This is a genomic window from Corynebacterium sp. AOP12-C2-36 (assembly GCF_052379185.1).
GTDB lineage: Bacteria > Actinomycetota > Actinomycetes > Mycobacteriales > Mycobacteriaceae > Corynebacterium.
On sequence record NZ_JBQSYJ010000008.1, the window covers coordinates 12,994 to 35,333 of the forward strand.

23 protein-coding genes and 1 pseudogene are annotated in these 22,340 nt (G+C 69.2%); 18 read left to right on the forward strand and 6 right to left on the reverse strand.

Annotated elements, in window-relative coordinates; genetic code table 11:
* Window positions 1-26: 26 nt before the first annotated feature.
* Both ACT3UN_RS08320 and ACT3UN_RS08325 read right to left on the reverse strand, forming a co-directional pair.
* Window positions 27-329: a winged helix-turn-helix domain-containing protein gene (locus ACT3UN_RS08320; RefSeq protein ID WP_301443582.1), complete on the reverse strand. Its 303-nt coding sequence runs from the start codon at window positions 327-329 to the stop codon at window positions 27-29.
* On the reverse strand, window positions 326-913 hold the full coding sequence (locus tag ACT3UN_RS08325; protein WP_301443583.1) for a response regulator transcription factor: 588 nt from the start codon (window positions 911-913) through the stop codon (window positions 326-328). The genes ACT3UN_RS08320 and ACT3UN_RS08325 overlap by 4 nt, the downstream gene beginning before the upstream one ends.
* Window positions 914-1,095: 182 nt before the next feature.
* Between ACT3UN_RS08325 and ACT3UN_RS08330 the strand changes: the two genes are divergently transcribed.
* The 3 genes from ACT3UN_RS08330 to ppk2 all read left to right on the forward strand — a co-directional run bounded on the left by ACT3UN_RS08330 (window position 1,096) and on the right by ppk2 (window position 5,724).
* Window positions 1,096-2,793 carry a sensor histidine kinase gene (locus ACT3UN_RS08330; RefSeq protein ID WP_441583014.1) on the forward strand — a complete coding sequence of 566 codons (1,698 nt, stop codon included), beginning with the start codon at window positions 1,096-1,098 and terminating at the stop codon, window positions 2,791-2,793.
* Window positions 2,794-2,957: 164 nt separating this feature from the next.
* Complete coding sequence (gene groL / locus ACT3UN_RS08335; RefSeq protein WP_301444005.1) at window positions 2,958-4,607, forward strand: chaperonin GroEL; 1,650 nt, start codon at window positions 2,958-2,960, stop codon at window positions 4,605-4,607.
* A gap of 196 nt (window positions 4,608-4,803) precedes the next feature.
* Window positions 4,804-5,724 (forward strand): polyphosphate kinase 2, encoded by a 921-nt coding sequence (ppk2, locus tag ACT3UN_RS08340; RefSeq protein WP_301444006.1) that lies wholly within the window; start codon window positions 4,804-4,806, stop codon window positions 5,722-5,724.
* A gap of 187 nt (window positions 5,725-5,911) precedes the next feature.
* Here the strand turns inward: ppk2 and ACT3UN_RS08345 are convergent.
* Both ACT3UN_RS08345 and ACT3UN_RS08350 read right to left on the reverse strand, forming a co-directional pair.
* Window positions 5,912-6,355: pseudogene (locus tag ACT3UN_RS08345) on the reverse strand (MarR family winged helix-turn-helix transcriptional regulator); the annotation flags it as partial.
* Between the two features lie 118 nt (window positions 6,356-6,473).
* A complete protein-coding gene (locus ACT3UN_RS08350) occupies window positions 6,474-6,782 on the reverse strand; it encodes a rhodanese-like domain-containing protein (protein WP_441579125.1) in 309 nt (102 codons plus the stop codon).
* A gap of 54 nt (window positions 6,783-6,836) precedes the next feature.
* On the opposite strand from ACT3UN_RS08350, the gene ACT3UN_RS08355 reads away from it, so the two are divergent.
* Window positions 6,837-8,387: a hypothetical protein gene (locus ACT3UN_RS08355; protein ID WP_444656893.1), complete on the forward strand. Its 1,551-nt coding sequence runs from the start codon at window positions 6,837-6,839 to the stop codon at window positions 8,385-8,387.
* 95 nt (window positions 8,388-8,482) lie between these two features.
* Here ACT3UN_RS08355 and ACT3UN_RS08360 read toward each other — a convergent pair whose 3' ends face one another.
* Together ACT3UN_RS08360 and ACT3UN_RS08365 are read right to left on the reverse strand one after the other, a co-directional pair.
* The gene (locus ACT3UN_RS08360) at window positions 8,483-8,956 is read right to left on the reverse strand and encodes an inorganic diphosphatase (RefSeq protein ID WP_301444161.1); all 474 of its coding nucleotides are present in this window, start codon (window positions 8,954-8,956) and stop codon (window positions 8,483-8,485) included.
* 11 nt (window positions 8,957-8,967) lie between these two features.
* Window positions 8,968-9,432 carry an SRPBCC family protein gene (locus ACT3UN_RS08365; protein ID WP_301444162.1) on the reverse strand — a complete coding sequence of 155 codons (465 nt, stop codon included), beginning with the start codon at window positions 9,430-9,432 and terminating at the stop codon, window positions 8,968-8,970.
* 208 nt (window positions 9,433-9,640) lie between these two features.
* Between ACT3UN_RS08365 and dacB the strand changes: the two genes are divergently transcribed.
* The 14 genes from dacB to ACT3UN_RS08435 all read left to right on the forward strand — a co-directional run bounded on the left by dacB (window position 9,641) and on the right by ACT3UN_RS08435 (window position 22,295).
* A complete protein-coding gene (dacB, locus tag ACT3UN_RS08370; RefSeq protein ID WP_441583085.1) occupies window positions 9,641-11,026 on the forward strand; it encodes a D-alanyl-D-alanine carboxypeptidase/D-alanyl-D-alanine endopeptidase in 1,386 nt (461 codons plus the stop codon).
* 22 nt (window positions 11,027-11,048) lie between these two features.
* The gene (tilS, locus tag ACT3UN_RS08375; protein WP_444656894.1) at window positions 11,049-12,086 is read left to right on the forward strand and encodes a tRNA lysidine(34) synthetase TilS; all 1,038 of its coding nucleotides are present in this window, start codon (window positions 11,049-11,051) and stop codon (window positions 12,084-12,086) included.
* Entirely contained in the window at window positions 12,086-12,664 is a 579-nt protein-coding gene (gene hpt, locus ACT3UN_RS08380; protein ID WP_444656895.1) for a hypoxanthine phosphoribosyltransferase, read from the forward strand. The genes tilS and hpt overlap by 1 nt, the downstream gene beginning before the upstream one ends.
* 50 nt (window positions 12,665-12,714) lie before the next feature.
* On the forward strand, window positions 12,715-15,099 hold the full coding sequence (gene ftsH / locus ACT3UN_RS08385) for an ATP-dependent zinc metalloprotease FtsH (RefSeq protein ID WP_444656896.1): 2,385 nt from the start codon (window positions 12,715-12,717) through the stop codon (window positions 15,097-15,099).
* Window positions 15,100-15,174: 75 nt separating this feature from the next.
* Entirely contained in the window at window positions 15,175-15,756 is a 582-nt protein-coding gene (gene folE, locus ACT3UN_RS08390; RefSeq protein WP_301443572.1) for a GTP cyclohydrolase I FolE, read from the forward strand.
* Between the two features lie 14 nt (window positions 15,757-15,770).
* Window positions 15,771-16,646 carry a dihydropteroate synthase gene (gene folP / locus ACT3UN_RS08395; protein WP_301443571.1) on the forward strand — a complete coding sequence of 292 codons (876 nt, stop codon included), beginning with the start codon at window positions 15,771-15,773 and terminating at the stop codon, window positions 16,644-16,646.
* A complete protein-coding gene (folB, locus tag ACT3UN_RS08400; protein WP_301443570.1) occupies window positions 16,639-17,019 on the forward strand; it encodes a dihydroneopterin aldolase in 381 nt (126 codons plus the stop codon). The genes folP and folB overlap by 8 nt, the downstream gene beginning before the upstream one ends.
* Window positions 17,016-17,591: a 2-amino-4-hydroxy-6-hydroxymethyldihydropteridine diphosphokinase gene (gene folK, locus ACT3UN_RS08405; RefSeq protein ID WP_441582923.1), complete on the forward strand. Its 576-nt coding sequence runs from the start codon at window positions 17,016-17,018 to the stop codon at window positions 17,589-17,591. Before folB ends, folK begins: the two co-directional genes overlap by 4 nt.
* Window positions 17,588-18,079 carry a DUF3180 domain-containing protein gene (locus ACT3UN_RS08410; RefSeq protein WP_441582922.1) on the forward strand — a complete coding sequence of 164 codons (492 nt, stop codon included), beginning with the start codon at window positions 17,588-17,590 and terminating at the stop codon, window positions 18,077-18,079. The genes folK and ACT3UN_RS08410 overlap by 4 nt, the downstream gene beginning before the upstream one ends.
* Window positions 18,076-19,212 (forward strand): DUF6779 domain-containing protein, encoded by a 1,137-nt coding sequence (locus tag ACT3UN_RS08415; protein ID WP_444656897.1) that lies wholly within the window; start codon window positions 18,076-18,078, stop codon window positions 19,210-19,212. Before ACT3UN_RS08410 ends, ACT3UN_RS08415 begins: the two co-directional genes overlap by 4 nt.
* A gap of 11 nt (window positions 19,213-19,223) precedes the next feature.
* The gene (locus ACT3UN_RS08420) at window positions 19,224-20,138 is read left to right on the forward strand and encodes a Rossmann-like and DUF2520 domain-containing protein (protein ID WP_441582920.1); all 915 of its coding nucleotides are present in this window, start codon (window positions 19,224-19,226) and stop codon (window positions 20,136-20,138) included.
* Between the two features lie 83 nt (window positions 20,139-20,221).
* Window positions 20,222-21,163 (forward strand): pantoate--beta-alanine ligase, encoded by a 942-nt coding sequence (gene panC / locus ACT3UN_RS08425; RefSeq protein WP_444656898.1) that lies wholly within the window; start codon window positions 20,222-20,224, stop codon window positions 21,161-21,163.
* A 10-nt stretch (window positions 21,164-21,173) separates the two neighbouring features.
* Window positions 21,174-21,587 carry an aspartate 1-decarboxylase gene (gene panD / locus ACT3UN_RS08430; RefSeq protein ID WP_301443564.1) on the forward strand — a complete coding sequence of 138 codons (414 nt, stop codon included), beginning with the start codon at window positions 21,174-21,176 and terminating at the stop codon, window positions 21,585-21,587.
* Window positions 21,588-21,803: 216 nt separating this feature from the next.
* A complete protein-coding gene (locus ACT3UN_RS08435) occupies window positions 21,804-22,295 on the forward strand; it encodes an RrF2 family transcriptional regulator (protein WP_301443852.1) in 492 nt (163 codons plus the stop codon).
* Window positions 22,296-22,340 lie beyond the last annotated feature (45 nt).

A 22,340-nucleotide genomic window follows, 5' to 3' on the forward strand; every position in this document is an offset into this window, starting at 1 on the left:
GGGGCGTCCGGCGCGGTGCGTTCAGGTCAGGAGGACGCTGCGGCGAGTTTGTAGCCGACGCCGCGGACCGTCTCGATGACGGCGCCCGGGGACGCCGCGGAACCCGCCGCCTCCCCGCGGCCGAGCTTCCGGCGGAGGTTGCCGATGTGCACCTCCACCGCACGCTCGTCGGCCTCGCTGACGTAGGCGGCGGAACCCGTCGGGTCCTCCGCCCGGAGGTGCCGGACGAGGTCGGTCTTGGTGCGGACCCGGCGACCGCTCAACAACAACGTGTGCAGGAGCTCGAATTCGGTCCGGGTGAGGACGATTTCCTCCGGGCCGACATTCACCGTCCGGGTGTCGGGGTCGAGGCGGACGTCGTTGTGGGAAAGGACCTGCGAACCGTCCGACGGGGTTGGACGCTCCGGCACCACGGCAATTGTCTCGGTGATTTCGGCGGGTACGGCGGGCGCGGCGTGTGCCCCGGGTTCGACGGTTTCAGCGGCCCGTGGAATTCGGCGGTTTCGCCGTCCTCCGTGGCGGTGCGTGGGCGGCGGAGCATCGCCGTCACCCGCGCCCGGAGTTCACGGGGGCGGAAGGGTTTCGTGATGAAGTCGTCCGCCCCGGTGTTCAACGCCATCAGGGTGTCGACCTCGTCGGTCCGCGCCGAGATGATGATGACGTAGCAGTCGCTGAGCAGGCGTATCTGCCGCACGACCTCGAAGCCGTCGATTCCGGGGAGCCCCAGGTCGACGGTGGTGATGTCGGGACGGTACCGCTCCACGGCGTCGACTCCGGTCGCCCCGTCCGAGGCGACGTGGACCTGGAACCCGGATTGCTGGAGAACCGAGGAGATCAGGTCCCGGATATCGGGGTCGTCCTCGATAACCACCGCTGTTCCCGCGGCCTCCTGGCTGTCACGGCGATGAGCCATTCGGACCACTCCCGATGTTCAGATTTGTTGGCTAGTCATTTAGGTTTCGCACGTCGCATTCTATCCTACGAAACGATCCCGTGCCCTGGTGAACGTCCGGTCGACTGCGGCGGTATTTCCCGTGCGGTGCACCGGGGCGTTCCTCATGGCCAGGACGTGAGAGAAGCTCTATGATGACCATCATGCCCTGGTTGATTCCCACACTCGGCACCTCGAATTCCCGTATGCGGGAATTCGACGCCGCTGAGCGCGCGATCATCAACCAACGACCTTTCCTCGTCACCGTGGGTTTCGTCCTGGTGCTGGCGGCGGCCGTTCTGCCGCAGCTCTACAAGGACCCGTTGTTCCTCGCGGGGATCGTGGTCGCCGTGCTGACCAGGGTCCCCAGTTCGCTGCCGTCGCTGCGGCACCGTTCCGAACTGCTGAACTGGCTCACCCCGCTGCTGCAGTTCCTCGCCATCGCGCTCCTCCGCGCCGGCGGCAGTGACAGCCTGACGGGCCTGAGTCTCATCGCCGTCTTCCCGGTCTTCTGGATCTCCTGGATCTTCCACGGACACCGGTGGATCCACGTCCTGAATCTGGCGGCGACGTTGCTGATCGTCTGGAACCCGATCCTCCTGGCGGAGGTGAAGCTCACGGCGACGTCGATCCTCGGGCTCGTCCTCGTCCCGGCGATCCTGTGCGTGGTCGGCGTCTTCACCTCGAGCGTCAGCGAGAGCATCCACACCCAGCAACGGGAGTTGAGGGTCAAGGACAGGGAGCTGCGGGCCGTCGCCGCCGAGAGCCAGCATCGCGCGCACCTGCTGGACACCGTCATCGAGGCGGTCCCCACCGGGGTGGTGGTGGTCGACGGCGACGGCAGGGAGATGCTGATGAACAGCCACCAGAGGCAGCTGCACCAGTTGGCACGGCCCAGGGAGGTGGGCGTTCCCCGTGAGGACGAGCTGCTCATCTTCGACGCGGACAAGACGACGTTGCTCGCCGCCGGGGACCGCCCGGTCCGCCGCGCCATCGAGGGTGAGGAGGTGGCCAACCAGCTCATCTGGATCGGGGACAGCTACCTGCGGGCGATGTCGGTGTCGGCGAAGCCGATCCAGGACCAGGACGGGGCGTCCGCCGGTTCGGTCATCGTCTTCAACGACGTCACCGAACTCATGGAGGCGCTCAAGGCCAAGGACGACTTCCTGCGCCGGGTCAGTCACGAGCTGCGTACGCCACTGACGTCGATCCTCGGCTACGTCGACCTGGCGTTGGAGGAGGTGTCGGGGGAGGAGCCCGACCTGGAGCAGCTCGGGACCAACCTCGAGGTGGTGGAGCGCAACGCCGAACGGCTCCTGCTGCGGGTCTCGGACCTGCTGGAGTCGGCGGCGCGGCCGTCCGTGCGGCCGCGCACGGCGGACCTCGCCGAGGTCGTCCGTTCCAGTCTGGAGTCGGCGAAGCCCTTCGCCGAGTCCGCCGGGGTCTCCCTCGTCGACGCCACGACCACGGGGCTCCACGGCGAGTTCGACCCGGCACGCATGCACCAGGTCTTCGACAACCTGATCACGAACGCCGTCAAGTACTCGTCGTCGGGCGACACGGTCACCGCCACCTGCCGGACGGTCGGGGACGGCCTGGAGGTCTGCGTCAGCGACACCGGTCGGGGGATGGGGGAGGAGGACCGGCTGCGGGTCTTCGACCAGTTCTTCCGGAACTCGGAGGTCAAGGAATCCGCGATCCCGGGTCTCGGGCTCGGGCTGACGATCGCCAACGCTATCGTCCGCGGGCACGGCGGCGGCATCACGGTGGCGAGCACGCTGGGTGAGGGCACGTCGTTCACGGTGCGGATCCCGTCGGCTACCTTGCACTCGGCGGGGGAGACTGCTAGAAACGGGAGTTAGCACTTGCTCTAGTGGAGTGCCAGAACGAAGAACAACAGATTTCAAGTCTCACTCAGGTGTAGTGAGGGTGGACGTCGCGGCATGCGTCCTCCCGTGCCGTCGCGGGCGCTGGACCTGATCCGAACGTGTCGCTCCTATCTCTACAACGGAGGATCAAGAGCCACATGGCAAAGATGATTGCATTCGACGAGGAAGCTCGCCGCGGTCTGGAGAAGGGTCTGAACACCCTCGCCGACGCGGTGAAGGTCACCCTCGGCCCGAAGGGCCGCAACGTTGTGCTCGAGCGCAAGTGGGGTGCCCCGATGATCACCAACGACGGTGTCACCATCGCCCGGGAGATCGACCTCGAGGATCCCTACGAGAAGATCGGTGCCGAGCTCGTCAAGGAGGTCGCCAAGAAGACCGACGACGTCGCTGGCGACGGCACCACCACCGCCACCGTGCTGGCGCAGTCCCTGGTCAAGGAGGGCCTGCGCAACGTCGCGGCCGGCTCCAACCCCATGGGCATCAAGCGCGGCATCCAGGCCGGTGTCGAGAAGGTCACCGAGGCACTGCTCGCCGGCGCCAAGGAGATCGAGACCCGTGAGCAGATCGCCGCGACCGCCGGCATCTCCGCCGCGGACGAGAAGATCGGCGAGCTCATCGCCGAGGCGATGTACGCCGTGGGCGACGGCCAGCTGAACAAGGACGGCGTCATCACCGTCGAGGAGTCCAACGCCTTCGGCGTCACCCTCGAGACCACCGAGGGCATGCGCTTCGACAAGGGCTACCTCTCGGCATACTTCGCCACCGACGTCGAGCGCGGCGAGGCCGTCCTGGAGGACCCCTACATCCTCCTGGTCTCCTCGAAGATCTCCAACGTCAAGGACCTGCTGCCGCTGCTGGAGAAGATCATGCAGTCCGGCAAGCCGCTGCTGATCATCGCCGAGGACCTCGAGGGCGAGGCCCTGTCCACCCTGGTGCTCAACAAGATCCGCGGCACCTTCAAGTCCGTCGCCGTCAAGGCCCCGGGCTTCGGCGACCGCCGTAAGGCGCAGCTGCAGGACATCGCCATCCTCACCGGTGGCCAGGTCATCGCCGAGGAGGTCGGCCTCTCCCTCGAGACCGCCGACCTGCCGCTGCTGGGTACCGCCCGCAAGGTCGTCGTCACCAAGGACGACACCACCATCGTCGACGGCGCAGGCTCCTCCGAGCAGCTCGCCGGCCGCGTCCGTCAGATCCGTCAGGAGATCGACAGCGCCGACTCCGACTACGACAAGGAGAAGCTGCAGGAGCGTCTGGCCAAGCTGGCCGGCGGCGTCGCGGTCCTCCAGGTCGGTGCCGCCACCGAGGTCGAGCTCAAGGAGCGCAAGCACCGCATCGAAGACGCCGTGCGCAACGCCAAGGCTGCCGCCGACGAGGGCATCGTCGCCGGCGGCGGCGCCTCGCTGCTGCAGGCCGCCCACGTGCTGGACGGTAACCTCGGACTCGAGGGTGACGAGGCCACGGGCGTGCAGATCGTCCAGGCCGCCCTGTCCGCACCGCTGAAGCAGATCGCCTTCAACGCCGGCCTCGAGCCCGGCGTGGTCGTCGACAAGGTCTCCGGTCTCGAGGCGGGCCACGGCCTGAACGCCGCGACCGGCGAGTACGTCGACCTGCTCACCGCGGGCATCTCCGACCCGGTGAAGGTGACCCGTTCCGCACTGCAGAACGCCGCCTCCATCGCCAGCCTCTTCCTCACCACCGAGGCTGTCGTCGCCGACAAGCCGGAGCCTGAGGCTGCCGGCGCCGGTGCCGACGAGATGGCCGGTATGGGTGGCATGGGCGGATTCTGATCCACCCGCTGCTCCCCGTGTGAGCTGACATGGGCGAACCCCGCCCCCCGGACCGCGACTCTTCTGCGGCCCCGGGGGCGGGGTTTCCGTGTGTCCGGGGCAATGCGCCACATCATCACCCCCGACCTCCTCTGACCGGGGGTGATCTGGTGGCGGCGTCGTGTGGGGACGTCTGTGACGCACTACGATGGGGGACATGACCAACGACAGTGGCGATCAGGGTGCAGCGGCCGAGCAGGACTTCCACATCGTCGACCTGGCGTCCACCGAGGGCTACATCGTGGACGACTCGGACGAGGACGATCCGGTCCTGATCACGCCGGACGGCCACCGCGTGGACACGTGGCGGGAGAACTACCCCTACAGTGAGCGCATCGGCCGCGAGGAGTACGAGACGACCAAGCGCTCCCTCCAGATCGAGCTGTTGAAGTGGCAGAACTGGACCAAGGACACCGGTCAGAAGCACATCATCCTCTTCGAGGGACGCGACGCCGCCGGCAAGGGCGGCACGATCAAGCGCTTCAACGAGCACCTCAACCCCCGTGGTGCGCGCACCGTCGCGCTGGAGAAGCCCAGCCCGCGTGAGTCCACGTCCTGGTACTTCCAGCGCTACATCCAGAACTTCCCCTGCGCCGGCGAGACGGTCTTCTTCGACCGCTCCTGGTACAACCGTTCCGGAGTGGAGCGCGTGATGGGGTTCTGCACCGACGACCAGCACGCCGAGTTCCTGCGGGAGGTGCCGATGCTGGAGAACATGCTCATGGGCTCCGGGATCAGCATCACGAAACTGTGGTTCTCGGTGACGCAGAAGGAGCAGCGGACCCGTTTCGCCATCCGCCAGGTGGACCCTGTGCGGCAGTGGAAGCTCTCACCGATGGACCTGGCGTCCCTGGACAAGTGGGACGACTACACCCGGGCGAAGGAGGAGCAGTTCCGCTACACCGACACCAACGAGTCGCCCTGGATCACGATCAAGTCCAACGACAAGAAGCGTGCACGGCTCAACGCCATGCGCTACGTGCTGAGCAAGTTCAACTACACCGGCAAGGACTACGATGTGGTCGGTGAGCCGGACCCCCGGATCGTGAAGCGCGGACGCGACCAGATCGGCGACTGACGCACCGTCGCCGCGGCGGCGACGCCCGCCGGTGGCGTCAGGCGGACGCTGCGTCCTTCACGCCCTTGGCGTCCTTGGCGCTCTTCGAACTCCCGGTAGCCCCCTCGGCTGCCGGGATTTTCGCGTCCGCGTTCAGCCCGCCGACCTCGCCGTCCTCGTCGATGTCCACGCCGTCGAGTTCCTCCCCGTCCTCCTCGGCGGCGATGATCGACTTCGCGAGCTTCTTCAGGTGCTTGAGCTGCTTGGAGGTCGACTCGTCCAGGGCGTCGTCCTCGGCGGTCTGCACGATGGGGGAGAGGACGAGCTGGGCCTTGCGGCCCTTCTTCGTCACCGAGATGATCTGCCGGCGACGGTCGTTGGGGTCCTTGTCCCGCTTGGCCAGCTTGCGCTTCTCCAGCGAGTCCACCAGCCGCACCATGTCGGAACGGTCCACCCCGATGATCTCGCCCAGCTCCGCCTGGCTGGCGGCGTCCCCGTCGACCAGGTAGGTCAGCACCCAGTACTCCCGGAGGTTGAACCCCTCGGACATCAGTGCGGTCTCCACGAACGTGCGGGTACGGCGGCGCAGCCGTTCGAGCTGGAAGGACGGCGACTTCAGGAGCTCGCTGGGGAGGTTCGCGGTATCCGGCATGTCCCCACCCTAACGGGTGTCGAATGGGATGTACGAACTATGGGGGTCCCCCGCTATCGCGGCGGGGATGTTCCCGCCGGGTTGACCGGTGTGGTGCCGGCCCCGGCCTAACCCTCTGCTAACCCTCGGTGCCGATGATCGGCAGTCCCGCGTCGCGCCAGCCGATGGTGCCGGAGCCGACGTTGATGGTGTCGATGCCGTTCATCTCCAGCCACTGAGCGGCCTTCGCCGAACGCCCGCCGGACAGGCAGATCAGGTAGATGTCGCGGTCCAGGTCGAACTCACCGTAGCGGGCCTGGAGCTCGGAGAGCGGCAGGTTCGTCGCGCCCTCGGCGTGCCACTGGTTGAACTCGTCCGGCTCACGGATGTCGATGAGCTGTGCCCCTGCCGGGACGTCGGTCGGTGTCACTGTCTCGAAATCACTCATGGTGCCCCAGTGTACGCAGAGGCGGGTGGCTGGCATCCCGGTAGTGTCGATGCCATGGCAGACGACGAGGCAACAGCGGCCGCGGAGCTCCGCGTGGAGATGCAACGTATCGCAGTACCACCGCCGGAGCCCGCGCCCGCCGGTCACCGGACACTGCCGGTGGAGATCGCGACCTGGATGATCGAGGACGACTGGTTTCCTGTCCCGGACCTCGGCGACACGATTGAGCTGCCGCTGCACTTTAGCGAGGTCAGCGAGTCTAGCGAGGTTAGCGAGGACGTCGTCACGCTGGACGCCTGGGCGGACGAGGATGGGTCGCGGCCGGGTGGTGTCGACCGGGGCGCAGGGCCGCGCTGGCCGACGTTCCTCCGGGGTGACGGATGGACGGCAGAATGGTCCGCGCCGCGTCCGGTCGCCGGCCACATCCGGGTCACCGGGAGCCTGCGGTATGAACCGGATATCTTCGGTACCGGCCGCTTCCCGCCGACCCGCGGGGCCGTCCGGCGCATCAGGCTCTGTGGTGACGGAGAAGAAGTAGATGTCTCCAATCTTCGGCCACCGTTCCCAGCCTCGGGCTCCGGACACGCGTACCGCAGGGTGTGGCGCGCCCATGTGATCCTGGATCTCGACGATGCCACCGCACCGCAGCCGCGGGAGAGTGAATCCGGCTGGGAACACGGATTCGCCGTCAGCACCGCAACGGGCGAGGACGGACGGGAAAGCGCCCTCAGTCTCTGGCGTCTCGATGATGAGCTACCCGTGCTTTGGCGTACGGACGTTGCCAGCGGGGCCTCCGACAGCGTGCCCTTGCCGGTGAAAATCGGTGACATTCAGATCCACCTTCCGGGCGTCCTGACAGCGCACAACGGCGGCTGCCAGATCTCCCTCACCGGCGGTCGCCGACTGCTGGTCACCGGCGACGGCCCCGGCTCCGAGGTCCAGGTGGACGAGATCGCAGATCCTCCGGCGCTGCAGGAGGATCCGGAGGGCGGGAAGCGTCCTCACGAGGTCGTTGTCGCACCAGAGGCCTGGGGCGGTTGGGTCGTCGGACGGTACGGGCAGACACAAGCCCGGCAGCCGGAAACGCCCATCTCCGCCTACACAGGCCCCGTGCGCACCGGCGTTCTGGAACTCGGGCGGGTCAGCGCGCAGGGGGACATTACCTGGATGAGGCAGCATGAGATCAGCGGACCATCCGGGTGCCCAGGCGTGCTCGCCACCGATGATGTGGTGATGACCTGGAAGAACAACGCCCTGCAGTACTTGGATCCGAACCTGCAGGTCACCGGCGAAGGTCACCTGCCGGACGATATCTGCTCCGAGAACATGGAGTTCGCCACCGCAGGGCCCTGGCTCGCCGTGCAGTCCCTGCACGTGGCGACCTCGCAGGCGGGTGAGGTGACGACGGACCGCAGGCTGTACCTGCTGGACCCGCTCACGATGGAGGTCGAGTTCAGTGCGCCGTGCACCTGGCAGGTACAGGTGCAGGCGGACGGCCGGGACACCGTGTGGCTGGCCGACGGCGATCTCCAGCGCGCCACCCGCGCCGGTGACAACGACTGGACGACCCGCACGCTGTGGCGCGAGCAGGAGTCCACGGAATAACGAAACCCCCGCCGCCGTGAGGTCACGGCGGTGGGGGAGGAGGGGACGCCCGGGGCGTACAGCACGCCCGGGGTACCCGGTGCGTCCGGGGCGTCCTACTTGTGGCGCTCCACGGCCTCGGCGAGGATGCGCTCGGCCTCGGCCTTGTCGCCCCAGCCGGACCCGTTGACCTCCTTGCCGGGCTCCAGGTCCTTGTAGTGGACGAAGAAGTGCTCGATCTCGTCCTTGACGTCCTGCGCGACGTCGTCGATGTCCTGGAACTTCTCGAAGCGCACGTCGTCGACGACGCAGAGCAGCTTGTCGTCACCGCCGGCCTCGTCGGTCATCTTGAACACGCCGACCGGGCGGGCCTCGACGATGACGCCCGGGAAGACGGACTCCGGCAGGATCACCAGGGCGTCCAACGGGTCGCCGTCCTCACCGAGGGTCTCGTCGATGAAGCCGTAGTCGGCCGGGTAGGCCATCGGGGTGAAGAGGTAGCGGTCCAGGTAGACCTTGCCGGTCTTGTGGTCGACCTCGTACTTGTTGCGGGAACCCTTGGGGATTTCGATGGTGACTTCGATGCTCATGGGAGGTCAGTTTACCCTGCCCGCTCCGCGCTCGACGCGATTGCCGCCAGGGTCTGTTCGATCCCCTCCCGCAGCTCCCCCTCGAAGGTGTCGTTGCCGCCGAGTGCCGTGGCGACGAGAACCCGCGAGAGCAGGGACGTGTCACCGTCGACGATGCGCGACTCGGTCAGTTCGGTGGTGCCGTCACCGTTGTCGGTGAGTTCGAAACGCCAGTGCGAACCGTTGATCGGGATCCGCCACTCCAGGGTCTCGGTGGGGCTCCACCGGGTGATCTTCGACCACGTCGGCCAGAACAGCACGCCCCGGCGGTTCAGGTTCAACGTGGTGGTGCCTACCCCGGGCGTGCCGCCGAGGATGAACATCTTGCGGCACTGGGGGCTGCGCTCACCGATGGCGTCGAGGTCGGTGACCGCGGCCCAGACGGCGTCGGGGGAGGCCTGGACGGTGCGGGAGGCGGTGATCAGTTCGGTGGTCATGGGGCAGACACTACGGTCCGGCACACCTTCGCCGCAGTGTTTCGGCGAGGAAACCGCCACTCTGTCGCCACTCTGCCGCGACTCTGGCGCCGCCGGGCGCGTGCCAGCCTGGGAGACCCCGGAGCCGTCCGATACTCTGGTGGGGATTCAGTACTGTCCCGATCCGCCCCGACCCGACCCGCCCACGCAGGAAGGCACCGATGCCCCGATGAGCAAGTCCGCCTCGCGCCGTTGGCTCTACGGCATCCTCGCCTTCGTCATCGTCGTGGCCGTCGTGGTGGCTGCCGCCCTGGTCATCCACCAGCGCAACGCCTACACCGTGGCGGACGCCCCGGATCTCCCGGAGCCCACGCCGGTCCTCGCCGCGGCAGAGACCGAGGGCGCGGCACCGGACGTCAGCGACGAACTCGCCGCCTCGGCGTCCGACCCGGCGTTGGGGACCCTGTCCGGCCACGTCACGGACATCGCCACCGGCGAGGAGCTCTGGTCGCAGAACCCGGACAACATGCTCGTCCCGGCGTCCGCCACGAAGCTGGCCACCGCCACGGCCGCGTTGCTGACCCTGGGCGACGACGACCGCGTCGCGACCCGCGTCTACCGCGGCACGAAGCCCGGGCAGATCGTGCTCAAGGGTGACGGCGACATCACCCTGGAGCGCTCCGAGGGTTCCGGCTTCTTCACCGACCCCGCCAACATCGACGACCTCGCCGCACAGGTCAGCGAGGCACTCGGGGAGGACCAGGTCACCGAAGTGGTCGTGGACAATTCCGTGCGCGCCGGGTCGCTGTTCAACCAGACCTGGTCGCGCGACGACATCGGCATGGGCAACGTCGCCCCGCTGTCGGCGGTGATGATCGACGCCGGGCGCCTGGACCCGACCGACTCCTACTCGCCGCGCTCCACCACCCCGGGGGCGGACGTGGGCGACGCACTGGCCTCCGCGCTCGGGGCCGACGGCGCCACGGTCACCACCTCCGACAGCGAGGTCGCCGTCGGGGGGAACGCAGCAGACACGGCAGACACGGCAGATGCAGCAGACGCGCCACTGGGCACGGTCAACTCCGCCCCGCTGACCACGCGGGTGCGCGACATGCTGCTGCACAGCGACAACCTGCTGGCCGAGGCCGTCGCCCGCGAGGTCGCCGTCGCCGGTGGCGAGGAACCCACGTTCGAGGGCGCGGCCAAGGCCACGCTCGCCGCGCTGACCGAGGAGGGCCTCGACGTGGACGACGCGGTGCTGCGCGACAACTCCGGGATGAGTGAGGCGAACCGTCTCAACGCCCGCATCCTCGACGGTCTGATCACCGCCGCCGGCACGGACGACGACCTGCGCGTCCTGCTGGACGCCCTGCCGGTCGCCGCGGGCGACGGCACGCTGGTCGACCGCTACGGTACGGACTCCGGTGCCTCGCAGGCGGCCGGCTGGGTGCGTGCGAAGACGGGCACGTTGGACGGGGTGAACACGCTGGCCGGCACCGTGACCACCGAGTCCGGCCGGGCGCTGAGCTTCGCCTTCCTGTCCAACGGTTCGGACATGGACGCAGGACGCGCCGCCCTGGACCGGTTGGCGGCGTCGCTGCGCGCGGCGGCGTGACGGTCCACCCCGGGCTGCAGCCGTGATCGACACACCCCACACCCTCGCCGTGCGGCGCAGTCTGCGCCGGTTCCTCGACGAGTACGCCGGACGTCTCGGCGGACGCACCGGCGCCGAGGTCGTCTGCGGCGTCTCCGGCGGCGGCGACTCGGTGGCGCTCGCCGCCGCCTGCGTCCACGCCGGTCTGCAGGTCACCACCGTCACCGTGGACCACGGCCTGCAGGACGCCTCGGCGCAGGTCGCCGAGGACGCCGCCCGGGCCTGCGCCGGGGTGGGGGCGAGGGCGACCACGGTGCGGGTGCAGGTCACCGGTACCGGCGAGGCCGGCGCGCGGGTGGCCCGTTACCGGGCGCTGGGCGAGTACGCGGACGGGCGTCCCGTGTTCGTCGCGCACACCGCCGACGACGACGCCGAGGGTCTGCTGCTGTCGCTGGCCCGCGGGTCGGGCACCGGTAGCCTCGCCGGGCTGCGCGAGGTCGCCGAGGAGCACCCGGTGGTGGACGCCGGTGCGGCGTGGCTGGGACGTCCGTTGCTCGGGGTCTCGCGTGCCGACACCCTCGGCAGCTGTGCCGAGCTGGGCCTGCCGGTGTGGCACGACCCGCACAACGAGAGTCCGGAGATCCTGCGTTCGCGGGTGCGCAACGAGCTGCTGCCGTTGGCGCGCGAGATCCTCGGTGACCGGGTGGGCGAGGCGCTGGCCCGCTCGGCGCGGATGCTGCGGCAGGATGCCGACCTGCTCGACGCCCTGGCCGCCGAGGTGCTGCAGGACGTACCGGGGGACGCCGGGGACTCGGCGCTGCCGGTGGACGCGGTGGCGGGGCGCGCCGCGCCGCTACGCCGGCGCGTCCTGCGGCGGTGGCTCGGCGGGGCTGCAGGTCCGCTGACGTCGCGGCACCTGGACGCGCTGGACGCGCTGGTCGCCGACTGGCACGGGCAGGGGGGCGTGGCGGTACCGCACCCGACCTCTACAATGGGGGACACCCGTCGTCTGGTGGTGCGTCGCCGCCGGACGGACACCGGCAGCAAGCTAGTACTAGAGCAAGAGGACAGGACCCCGTGATGATCGCCAAGAACGCCGACGTGCCGGACAACTGCTACCACGACGACGTCGAGGGGGTGCTCGTCGACGAGACCACGCTGCACGCCCGGATCGCCGAGATGGCCAAGGCCGCCAGCGACCGCTACCGCGGTGAGGACGAGGACACGATCCTGCTGTGCGTGCTCAAGGGGGCGACCTACTTCATCGCCGACTTCGCCCGGGCGATGGACATCCCCACGCAGATGGAGTTCATGGCGCTGTCGACCTACGGACAGTCGGCGGAGTCCTCGGGCACGGTGGAGATCCGCATGGAGCTCACCCGTGACATCGAGGGGCGCAACGTGATCATCCTCGAGGACATCATCGAGTCCGGAATCACCCTGCACTGGCTCGTCGACCACCTCAAGGGTCGCGGGCCGAAGAGCCTGGAGGTGGTGACCCTGCTGCGTAAGCCGGAGGCGGTGCAGCGCCACGTGGAGACCACCGACATCGGCTTCGACATCCCCAGCGACTTCGTGGTCGGCTACGGGCTGGACTACGCCGAGCGTTACCGTGACCTGCCGTGGGTCGGCACGTTGCGGCCCAGCGTGTACAGCTAGGTGTACAGCTAGGAACGGCACGCCGCGTCCTGCGATACGCTAGTGGGACTATGAACAAGAAGAGGGTTCTGAGGATCGCCGCCATCGTCGCCGCGGTTCTCGTCGTCATCTACGCCTTCGGTGTGCTCACCGACTCCACGCGTGGTTACGACGACGTCGACACGTCCGTGGCAATGAAGCAGTTCGACGACAACAACGTCGCCGAGGTGCAGATCAACGACCGTGAGCAGCAGTTGCAGATGACGCTGCGCAACGAGATCAGCGTGGACGGCAAGGACGGCATCGACCAGGTCACCGCGCAGTACCCTGCGCGTGCGGCGGACACGGTCTTCGACCGCGTCGAGGCGTCGGACGCCGACAGCTACTCCACCAACGTCACCCAGGACAGTCTGCTGGGCTCGATGCTGGTGATGCTGCTGCCGATCCTGCTGATCGGTGGTCTGCTGCTGTTCTTCCTCACCCGGATGCAGGGTGGTCCCGGCGGTGCCTTCAACATCGGCAAGTCGAAGGCCAAGGAACTCAACGTCGACAACCCGGACACCACCTTCGACAACGTCGCCGGTGCGGACGAGGCGGTCGAGGAGCTCGACGAGATCCGTGACTTCCTGCAGAACCCGGAGCGCTACGAGCACCTGGGCGCGAAGATCCCGCGTGGTGTGCTGCTCTACGGTCCTCCCGGCACGGGTAAGACGTTGCTGGCCCGGGCGGTCGCCGGTGAGGCCGGTGTGCCGTTCTACACGATCTCCGGCTCGGACTTCGTGGAGATGTTCGTCGGCGTGGGTGCCTCGCGTGTGCGCGACCTGTTCAAGACCGCCAAGGAGAACAGCCCCTGCATCATCTTCGTCGACGAGATCGACGCGGTCGGCCGCCAGCGTGGTGCCGGCATGGGTGGTGGCCACGACGAGCGTGAGCAGACCCTCAACCAGCTGCTGGTGGAGATGGACGGCTTCAGCGACCGGGAGAACGTGATCCTGATGGCCGCGACGAACCGTCCGGACATCCTGGACCCGGCGCTGCTGCGTCCGGGCCGCTTCGACCGTCAGATCCCGGTGAGCAACCCGGACATCGCCGGGCGCGAGCAGATCCTGCGCGTGCACTCCGAGGGCAAGCCCCTGGCACCGGACGTGGACCTGAGGTCGCTGGCCAAGCGCACGGTCGGCATGTCCGGCGCGGACCTGGCCAACGTGCTCAACGAGGCGGCGCTGCTGACCGCCCGGGTGGACGGCAACGTGATCACCGGCGACGCGTTGGAGGAGGCGACCGACCGGGTGATCGGCGGTCCGCGCCGCAGCACGAAGATCATCTCGGAGCACGAGAAGAAGGTCACCGCCTACCACGAGGGCGGCCACACGCTGGCGGCCTGGGGCATCAAGGACATCGAGCGGGTGTACAAGGTCACGATCCTCGCGCGCGGGCGTACCGGCGGTCACGCCATGGCCGTGCCGGAGGACGACAAGGGCATGTACAACCGTTCGGAGCTCTTCGCCCGGCTGGTGTTCGCCATGGGCGGGCGCTCGGCGGAGGAGCTGGTCTTCGGCTCGCCGACGACCGGCGCCTCGTCCGACATCGAGCAGGCCACGAAGATCGCCCGTTCGATGGTCACCGAGTACGGCATGAGCCCGGAGCTCGGGGCCGTGAAGTACGGCGAGGAGCAGGGCGACCCGTTCGTGGGCCGTGGCGGTCAGGGTTCGCTGGAGTACTCCCCGGCGGTGGCCGCCACCATCGACGACCAGGTGCGCATGCTCATCGAGAAGGCGCACGGGGTGGCCTACGGCATCCTGCGCGACAACCGCGACTACCTCGACCGCCTGGCGGAGAAGCTGCTGGAGAAGGAGACCTTGCGTCGTCCCGACCTGGAGGCCATCTTCGACGACATGGAGCCGGTGGAGGTCAGCGACGTCTTCCCGAACCAGGACGCCGGCCACCCGAAGGACTTCCGCGAGCCGGTGAAGACCCCCACCGAGCTGGCCCGCGAGCGTGGCGAGGAGCTGCCCGCCCGCAACGACTTCTTCTCCGAGGCGCGTAAGGCGCGCATCGAGCGTCGGCGTCGTCAGCAGGCCGGCGAACTCGAGGAGCAGCGCGACGGGAGCGAGCAGGACGGCCCCGCCGCACCGGCACAGTCGTCGCAGTCGGCTCCGGGCCGCTGGAGCGGTGCCTCGCACCCGGACCACCTGTGGGGTGGTCAGGACCGCGTCGACCCCGAGGCGGCCCCGGACGCGGGCGGACGTCACCCCGGCGAGAGCAGCTACGGTGCGGGGCCGTCCGGCCCGGCGGAGCAGGAGCTCCGTGGTTTCCAGTTGCCGGAGAGCGAGCGACCGGACAACCCGTGGACGAGTGACGATGCGCCGACGCGTAACCTGAGGGCCCAGAATGGCGGGACCCAGGATGACGGCGGTCGCCATCACCGCCGCGACGACACTGACGAGAAAGACTGAACCGACACCGTGACTGACACTGAACACGACCCGGAGAACGGCGCAGCGAACGGCGCAGCGAACGCACCGGTCTCGCTGAGTACCGGACGTCCCTTCGACCAGGCCCGTGCCGAGGCGGCCGTGCGTGAACTGCTGCTCGCCGTGGGTGAGGACCCCGACCGCGAGGGGCTTCAGGAGACCCCGGCGAGGGTGGCGCGTGCCTACCGCGAGTCCTTCGGTGGGCTGTACGACGATCCGCGGGAGGTGCTCGCCAAGACCTTCAACGAGGACCACCGCGAGCTCGTCCTGGTCAAGGACATCCCGGTGTACTCCACCTGCGAGCACCACCTCGTGCCGTTCTACGGGCACGCCCACATCGGCTACATCCCCGGCGACTCCGGTACCGTCACCGGGCTGTCCAAGCTGGCGCGCCTGGCCGACGGCTTCGCCAAGCGCCCCCAGGTGCAGGAGCGTCTGACCAGCCAGATCGCCGACGCCGTGTCGGAGAAGCTGGAGGCGCACGCGGTGATCGTGGTCATCGAGGCCGAGCACCTGTGCATGGCGATGCGCGGTATCCGCAAGCCCGGTGCGACCACGGTGACCTCCGCGGTGCGCGGTGGTTTCCGTGAGGACGCCCGCTCCCGTGCCGAGGCCCTCAGCCTCATCCGCGGGCACTGAGCACGGCAGGCACCATGAGCGGAACGCCAGCATTCCCGACCGCGGTGATGGGGATCCTCAACGTCACCGACGACTCCTTCTCCGACGGCGGCATGTGGTCGACGACCGACCGCGCCCTGGCGCACGCCCGGGAGATGGTCGCCGCGGGCGCGCACATCATCGACGTCGGCGGGGAGTCCACCCGCCCCGGTGCCACCCGTGTGCCGGCGGACGTCGAGGCGTCCCGGGTGGTGCCGGTGATCCGTGAACTCCACGCCGAAGGCATCATGACCAGCGTGGACACCATGCGCTCCAGTACGGCGGCCGCCGCGATGGAGGCCGGTGCGGAGATGGTCAACGACGTGTCCGGCGGGCTCGCCGACGCCGAGATGCACGCCACCGTCGGTGACTTCGGGGCCGACTACTGCCTGATGCACTGGCGCGCGCAGCGTTTCGAGTCCGCGGAAGGACGCGCCGACCACGGTGGGGACGTCGTCGCCGACGTCTGCCGGGTGCTGGCGGAACTCTCCGAGAAGGCGCAGGACGAGGGAATCGACCACGACCGCATCATCGTCGACCCCGGCCTGGGGTTCGCCAAGGACGCCGACGACAACTGGGCGCTGCTCTCGGGCATGCGTTCCTACCTGGAGTTGGGCCACCGGGTGCTCATCGGCGCGAGCCGCAAGAGGTTCCTCACCGCCCTGCGTCCCGGCGACGACGGTGCGCCGGGGACCCCGGAGTCCGCCGACGACGCCACCGCCGCGGTCAGCGCCCTGGCCGCGGCGTCCGGCGCCTGGGCCGTGCGCGTCCACGACGTGGCACCCAACCGCGCGGCCGTCGACGTCGCACACGCCGTGGCCACCGGCCACGGACCCGCACTACCTGGAGGATGGAGGGCCCGTCGTGGCTGACCGCATCGAACTGGCCGGCCTGGAGGTCTACGGCTACCACGGGGTCTACGACTTCGAGAAGGAGCAGGGCCAGAAGTTCATCGTCGACCTGGTGGTCTGGACGGACTTCACCGACGCCGTCGCCGACGACGACATCACCCGCACCATCTCCTACGTCGACCTCGCCGACATCGCCGTGGACATCGTCTCGGGGCCGAGCATGGACCTCATCGAGACGGTCTCGGCGACCATCGCCGACCGCATCAACGAGGTGGCCGGCGTGGTCGCCGTGGAGGTGACCGTCCACAAGCCGGACGCGCCGATCCACCACCCGTTCTCCGACGTGCGGGTCGTGGCGCGCCGGTCGCGCAAGAGCCCCGGGACGCGCACATGAGCGCCGATGGAGCCGTGCCTGTGGAGCCTGCGGTGCCGGCCGTCCTCGCCTTCGGCTCGAACCTGCCCGGCACGCTGTCCGCCCCGGAGGACCAGATCCGCCGTGCCGCGCACGCCCTGGCGGGGACAGACGGTGTCGACGGGGTCAGGCCGCTGGCCGCCAGCGCGATGTACGCCACCGCGCCGTGGGGGGTGACCGACCAGGAGGAGTTCCGCAACTGCGTGCTCGTCGTGGAGACCACCCTGTCCCCGCTGACACTGCTGCACCACTGCCAGGATCTGGAGCAGGCCGCGCGCCGCGTGCGCTCACGGCACTGGGGGCCGCGGACCCTCGACATCGACATCATCGACTACGCCGGTGTGCGCAGTGAGGGGCAATGGGACGAGGAGCTCGTGCTGCCGCACCCGTGGGCGCACCAGCGCGCCTTCGTCCTGGCGCCGTGGCTGGACGCCGACCCGCAGGCCGTGCTCGACGGACGGCCCGTGCGTCAGCTGCTCGCCGACCTCGACGGTGGGGACGCTGACGCGCTCGCCGGAATCCGGGCGTTGCCCGACGTACGATGGGCCCCATGAACCAGACCAGTGTGGGGCTGCTCGCCACCTCGGCGGTCGCCGCCGGGGTCGTGTCCTTCGCCGCGGTGTGGGTGTTCTACGGCAGCTACCCGCCGATCCGGATCAGCGGTTCGCTGGCGTTGTGGGTCTTCGCCGCCGTCGCCGGTGTGCTGGCCGTGATGGTGCGCCGCCGCATCGCCGACGGTGAGGTCGGGCAGGACCGGTCGCAGATGTCGCCGGTGTTCATCTCCCGCTGCGCGCTGTTCGGCACTGCCGCAGGCTGGATCGGTGCCCTGGCGGTCGGTTTCTACGGTGGGATGGCGGTGTACGTGCTGCTGCGTCACGGCCAGCTGCTCGCCGCGCAGCAGGACGCCCCGGGGGTGGTGGTGTCGTTGCTGGCGGCGGTGGCGATGACGGTGGCCGGTGTGCTGCTGGAACGAAGTTGTCTGGTCCCTCCCGGCGATGCCGACGGTGAGGACGGGCGCGGCGATGTATTCTTGACGCCATGAGTTCCGCGTATTCGCCCGACGATTCGCACCGGCTACCCGATCCGTCGAGCCGGAGCGGTTCCTCCACGCCGGGAAATGGTCTGAAGCTGCTGATGTACCTGGTGTTCGTCCTCGCCCTCGCGGCGACGATCATCATGTTCTTCGTCGACTCGGAGAGATGGCTGAACATCGCCGTGATCACCTCCCTGTGGGCGGCGTTCTTCGGCGCGATCCTCGTGTCGCGCTACTCCGGCATAATCGGTGAGGAGCGCAGCCGGCGTCAGGAGCAGGAGCGCCGCCACAAGGCGGAGCTGGACCGCGAACGCTCGGAGTCGCAGCGCCGCGAGGTGCAGTTGGAGAACGACTACCGCAACCGTCTCGGCAGCGAGCACGACAAGACCCTCGACGCCATCCGCAAGGAGCTCGAGGCGATGCGTGAACAGCTCTCCGACCTGTCCGGTGGGGCGTGGGACGGCGAGCAGGTGTCGCTGAAGGCCCGTGCCGAGCGCATCATCGAACTGGAGCGCAACGTCTCGCGTGCCGGGGAGACGGGCGGTCACCCCGGGGCGCACGAGCGCGCCGAGTCGGCTGCACCGGCCCAGTCGGCCCAGGCTGGGGCTCCCGCCCAGAAGAATGCCGAGAAGGGCGCCCAGAAGAGTGCCCCGCAGGGCGGGCAGAACCGCTCCGGTGGACGCCGCGGCGGTTTCTCCACGGGCACCTTCGCCGCCGTGCGCTGGTCGGGTGCGGACAGCGAGGACACCACCCAGATCCCGATGGTCGTCGACACCCGCTCGATGGAGCCCACCGGTGGCACGTCGGAGTCCGAGGCGGAGCAGGGGCAGAAGTCTTCTGAGGCGACCCCGGCAGCCGAATCCCGCCCCCGCTGGTCGGAGCAGCAGGACACGCCGGCCCCGTCCGCCGAGCCCGCCGCTGAGCCCGCCGCCGAGCCGGCACAGCCCGCACAGCCGGAGCAGCCCGCCGAGGCGACGCCGGTGGCGGAAGAGCCGGCCGCTGCCCCGTCCCAGGGCCAGTCACAGGGGCGCCGCCGTCGTGCCGAGGAGGCCGAGGTCCACGGCCGTCGTCGTGCCGACGAGTCCGACCAGGGCGTCACCGTCGCCGAGCTGATGGCGCAGATGAAGAAGAACGCCCGGTAGACTCGTCCCCCGTGAACGACACCGCACCCACCGACCGACAGGAACCACGCCTGTCGGTCGGAGTCATTTCCGCCGGGGCCGTGGGCACCGCCGTCGCCGAGGCCCTGCTGCGTGCAGGCCACCACGTGCACGGTGTGGTCGCCCGCTCCGCAGCGTCGCGTGAGAACGCCCGTGCACGACTGCCCGGGGTGGCCGTCCACGGCGACTCCGCCTCCGACATCGCCGAGGTCGCCCAGGCCGCACTGGTGGTGCTGGCGGTACCGGATCCGCAGCTGCCCGAGGTGATCGACCAGGTGGCCCGCACCGTGCGGGCCGGCCAGATCGTGGTGCACACCGCCGGTGCCCTGGGCTGCGAGGTACTCCAACCGGTCACCGACACCGGCGCCCTGCCTCTGGCGTTGCACCCGGCGATGACCTTCCGTGGACGCCCCGAGGACACCGACAACCTCGCCGGCTGCGCCTGGGGTGTGACCACCGACTCCGAGACCGGCACGGCCGTCGCCGAGCTGCTCGTGGCCTCGATGGGCGGGATCGCCGTGCCGGTGGCCGAGGAGCAGCGCACCGTGTACCACGCGGCGATGGCGCACGGCGCGAACCATCTGGTCACCCAGGTCGTCGAGGCGATGCGCATGCTCGACCACGCGCTGAGCAACGACGCGACTGCGGCGGCGGAGGACCCGCGGTCGGCGTTGCTGCTGCGCCGGATCCTGCCCGCCGCGCTCACCGGGGCGTTGGAGAGCCGGACGGCCGCGCTGACCGGGCCGACGGCCCGGGACGACGCGGCCACCGTCCTGCGCCACGTCGCCGCGCTCGAGGAAGTCGGCGGGGGACACGGTGGGCTCGCGGCGTCCTACCGGCAGGACGCGCTCCGCACCGCGCGGGCGGTCGGGTCGTTGAACGTGGAACGCGCGCTCGACCAGCCCTGACTGGGGTGGGCGGTGCCGGGGCGACTAGGGTGTTCTAGCGTTCCGCGAATTTTCGTACCGTCACCCCGCAAGGAGAGTCACCGGTGAGTTTCACCCCGGGTCAGGCCACCGTCTACACCGACATCGACAGCATCGGTGAGCTCACCCGTGCCATGCGCAAGGCCGGACGCCCCGTCGTCCTGGTGCCCACGATGGGTGCGCTGCACGAAGGCCACCTCGCGCTCGTGCGCGCCGCCCAGGCGCAGCCGCGCGCACTGGTGGTGGTGTCCGTGTTCGTCAACCCGCTGCAGTTCGGTGAAGGCGAGGACCTCGACGCCTACCCGCGCACCCTCGACTCCGACGTGGAGAAGCTCACCGCCGCCGGCGTCGACGCCGTCTTCGCACCCAGCCCGCGGGAGATGTACCCCAACGGCCCTCGCACCACCGTCCTGCCGGGCGACACCGGCGCGACCCTGGAGGGTGCGCAGCGTCCCACGCACTTCGCCGGGGTGCTGACCGTGGTCTCGAAGCTCTTCCGCATCACCCACTGCAGCGACGCCTTCTTCGGGGAGAAGGACTACCAGCAGCTCGTGCTGATCCAGCAGATGGTCACCGACCTCAACCTCGGCGTGAAGGTCCACGGCGTACCCGTGGTGCGTGAGGCAGATGGACTGGCGAAGTCCTCGCGCAACGTCTACCTCTCCGGGGAGGAGCGCAACGCGGCGATGTCACTGTCCGCCGCCCTGCTCGCCGGAGCGCACGTCGCCGAGGACGGGGCGGACGCCGTGCTCGACACCGCCCGCCAGGTGCTGGCCACCTCGCCGGGGATCGAGGTCGACTACCTCGAACTGCGTGGTCTCGACCTCGGTGAGGCGCCCGAGAAGGGTGACGCCCGGCTGCTCGTCGCCGCCCGGGTCGGCGCCACCCGCCTGATCGACAACGTGGGCGTGCCGCTGGGCATCGGGTTCCGCAACATCGGTGACGAGCCGGGCGATGAGCAGGGCGAAGAAGCCGAAGCGGTTACGTCCGGCACGTCGAGCGAGTAGGGTACTGCACGTGATCCGCACCATGATGAAGTCCAAGATCCATCGGGCGACCGTCACCCAGGCCGACCTGCACTACGTGGGCTCGTGCACCATCGACGCCGACCTGATGGAGGCCGCCGACCTGCTCGAGGGCGAGCAGATCGACATCGTCGACGTCGACAACGGCGCCCGGCTGACCACCTACGCCATCACCGGCGAGCGTGGTTCCGGCATGATCTCGATCAACGGTGCCGCCGCCCACCTGGTCCACCCCGGTGACCTGGTCATCATCATCGCCTACGGCCAGTACAACGCCGAGGAACTCAAGGACTACAACCCGCGGGTCGTCTTCGTCGACGACGCCAACGAGCAGGTCACCCTGAGCGCGGACCCGGCGGACGTGCCCGTCGGTTCCGGACTGCTGAACCCGCGCCACCCTGCGTAGGGGTCTAGCCGACCCCGCGGGGGTCGTCGGGGGCCGGTCGGGGGCCGGGGAGCAGAGGGACGGGGAAAATGTGACGGAGATCAATCACTGCACGGGCGTCCGGGGTGAACCCGCCGGTGGGGGAGCGGTAAACGTACCCTGACCTGCTGGTGGGGCGATCTTTTACGGGGTATTTCAGATGTACCTTTTAGGTCGAGGGGGCCTAGCGTTGGGGTCATGCACCTCACGAAGTTCACCGACCTGGGGCTCCGCTCGCTGATGATCCTCGGTGACACCGGGGCGGCCGGGGCGGTCGATCCGGCGCAACGACGCACCATCGGCGAGCTCGCGGTCCAGACGGCGGCACCGGCCTCGCACGTGAAGAAGGTCGTGGCCCGGCTGACCGGATCCGGGATCCTCGGCTCGGTCCGTGGCCGCGCCGGTGGGGTGTACCTGGCCGAAGGTGCGCGGGCCGTCGACGTCGGTGCGCTGCTGCGTGAGCTCGAGGGTCGCCACGAAGTCGTGGACTGCGACGGGGACACCCCGTGCCCGCTCGCCGGCCGGGGCTGCTCACTGCGCCACCTGCTCGCCGAGGCCCAGGAGAACTTCTACTCCACCTTCGACGGCATCACCCTGGGCACACTCATCGACCGCAACGCCGCGGGCGAGCCCCGCGGGGCGGTCGGTGTGGGCATGCCCCAGATCCCCGCACCACGGACGCGCCCGTAGTGGCGTCCACCCCAGGCTCCCGTACTCAGCTGTACAAACCTCTAA

What these genes read in the sequence shown, in the direction of transcription:
- ACT3UN_RS08325 (WP_301443583.1), bottom strand. Translation starts at nt 913, where the DNA reads ATGGCTCATCGCCGTGACAGCCAGGAGGCCGCGGGAACAGCGGTGGTT.
- ACT3UN_RS08330 (WP_441583014.1), top strand. Translation starts at nt 1,096, where the DNA reads ATGCCCTGGTTGATTCCCACACTCGGCACCTCGAATTCCCGTATGCGG.
- groL (WP_301444005.1), top strand. Translation starts at nt 2,958, where the DNA reads ATGGCAAAGATGATTGCATTCGACGAGGAAGCTCGCCGCGGTCTGGAG.
- ppk2 (WP_301444006.1), top strand. Translation starts at nt 4,804, where the DNA reads ATGACCAACGACAGTGGCGATCAGGGTGCAGCGGCCGAGCAGGACTTC.
- ACT3UN_RS08350 (WP_441579125.1), bottom strand. Translation starts at nt 6,782, where the DNA reads ATGAGTGATTTCGAGACAGTGACACCGACCGACGTCCCGGCAGGGGCA.
- ACT3UN_RS08355 (WP_444656893.1), top strand. Translation starts at nt 6,837, where the DNA reads ATGGCAGACGACGAGGCAACAGCGGCCGCGGAGCTCCGCGTGGAGATG.
- ACT3UN_RS08360 (WP_301444161.1), bottom strand. Translation starts at nt 8,956, where the DNA reads ATGAGCATCGAAGTCACCATCGAAATCCCCAAGGGTTCCCGCAACAAG.
- ACT3UN_RS08365 (WP_301444162.1), bottom strand. Translation starts at nt 9,432, where the DNA reads ATGACCACCGAACTGATCACCGCCTCCCGCACCGTCCAGGCCTCCCCC.
- dacB (WP_441583085.1), top strand. Translation starts at nt 9,641, where the DNA reads ATGAGCAAGTCCGCCTCGCGCCGTTGGCTCTACGGCATCCTCGCCTTC.
- hpt (WP_444656895.1), top strand. Translation starts at nt 12,086, where the DNA reads ATGATCGCCAAGAACGCCGACGTGCCGGACAACTGCTACCACGACGAC.
- ftsH (WP_444656896.1), top strand. Translation starts at nt 12,715, where the DNA reads ATGAACAAGAAGAGGGTTCTGAGGATCGCCGCCATCGTCGCCGCGGTT.
- folP (WP_301443571.1), top strand. Translation starts at nt 15,771, where the DNA reads ATGAGCGGAACGCCAGCATTCCCGACCGCGGTGATGGGGATCCTCAAC.
- folK (WP_441582923.1), top strand. Translation starts at nt 17,016, where the DNA reads ATGAGCGCCGATGGAGCCGTGCCTGTGGAGCCTGCGGTGCCGGCCGTC.
- ACT3UN_RS08410 (WP_441582922.1), top strand. Translation starts at nt 17,588, where the DNA reads ATGAACCAGACCAGTGTGGGGCTGCTCGCCACCTCGGCGGTCGCCGCC.
- ACT3UN_RS08415 (WP_444656897.1), top strand. Translation starts at nt 18,076, where the DNA reads ATGAGTTCCGCGTATTCGCCCGACGATTCGCACCGGCTACCCGATCCG.
- ACT3UN_RS08435 (WP_301443852.1), top strand. Translation starts at nt 21,804, where the DNA reads ATGCACCTCACGAAGTTCACCGACCTGGGGCTCCGCTCGCTGATGATC.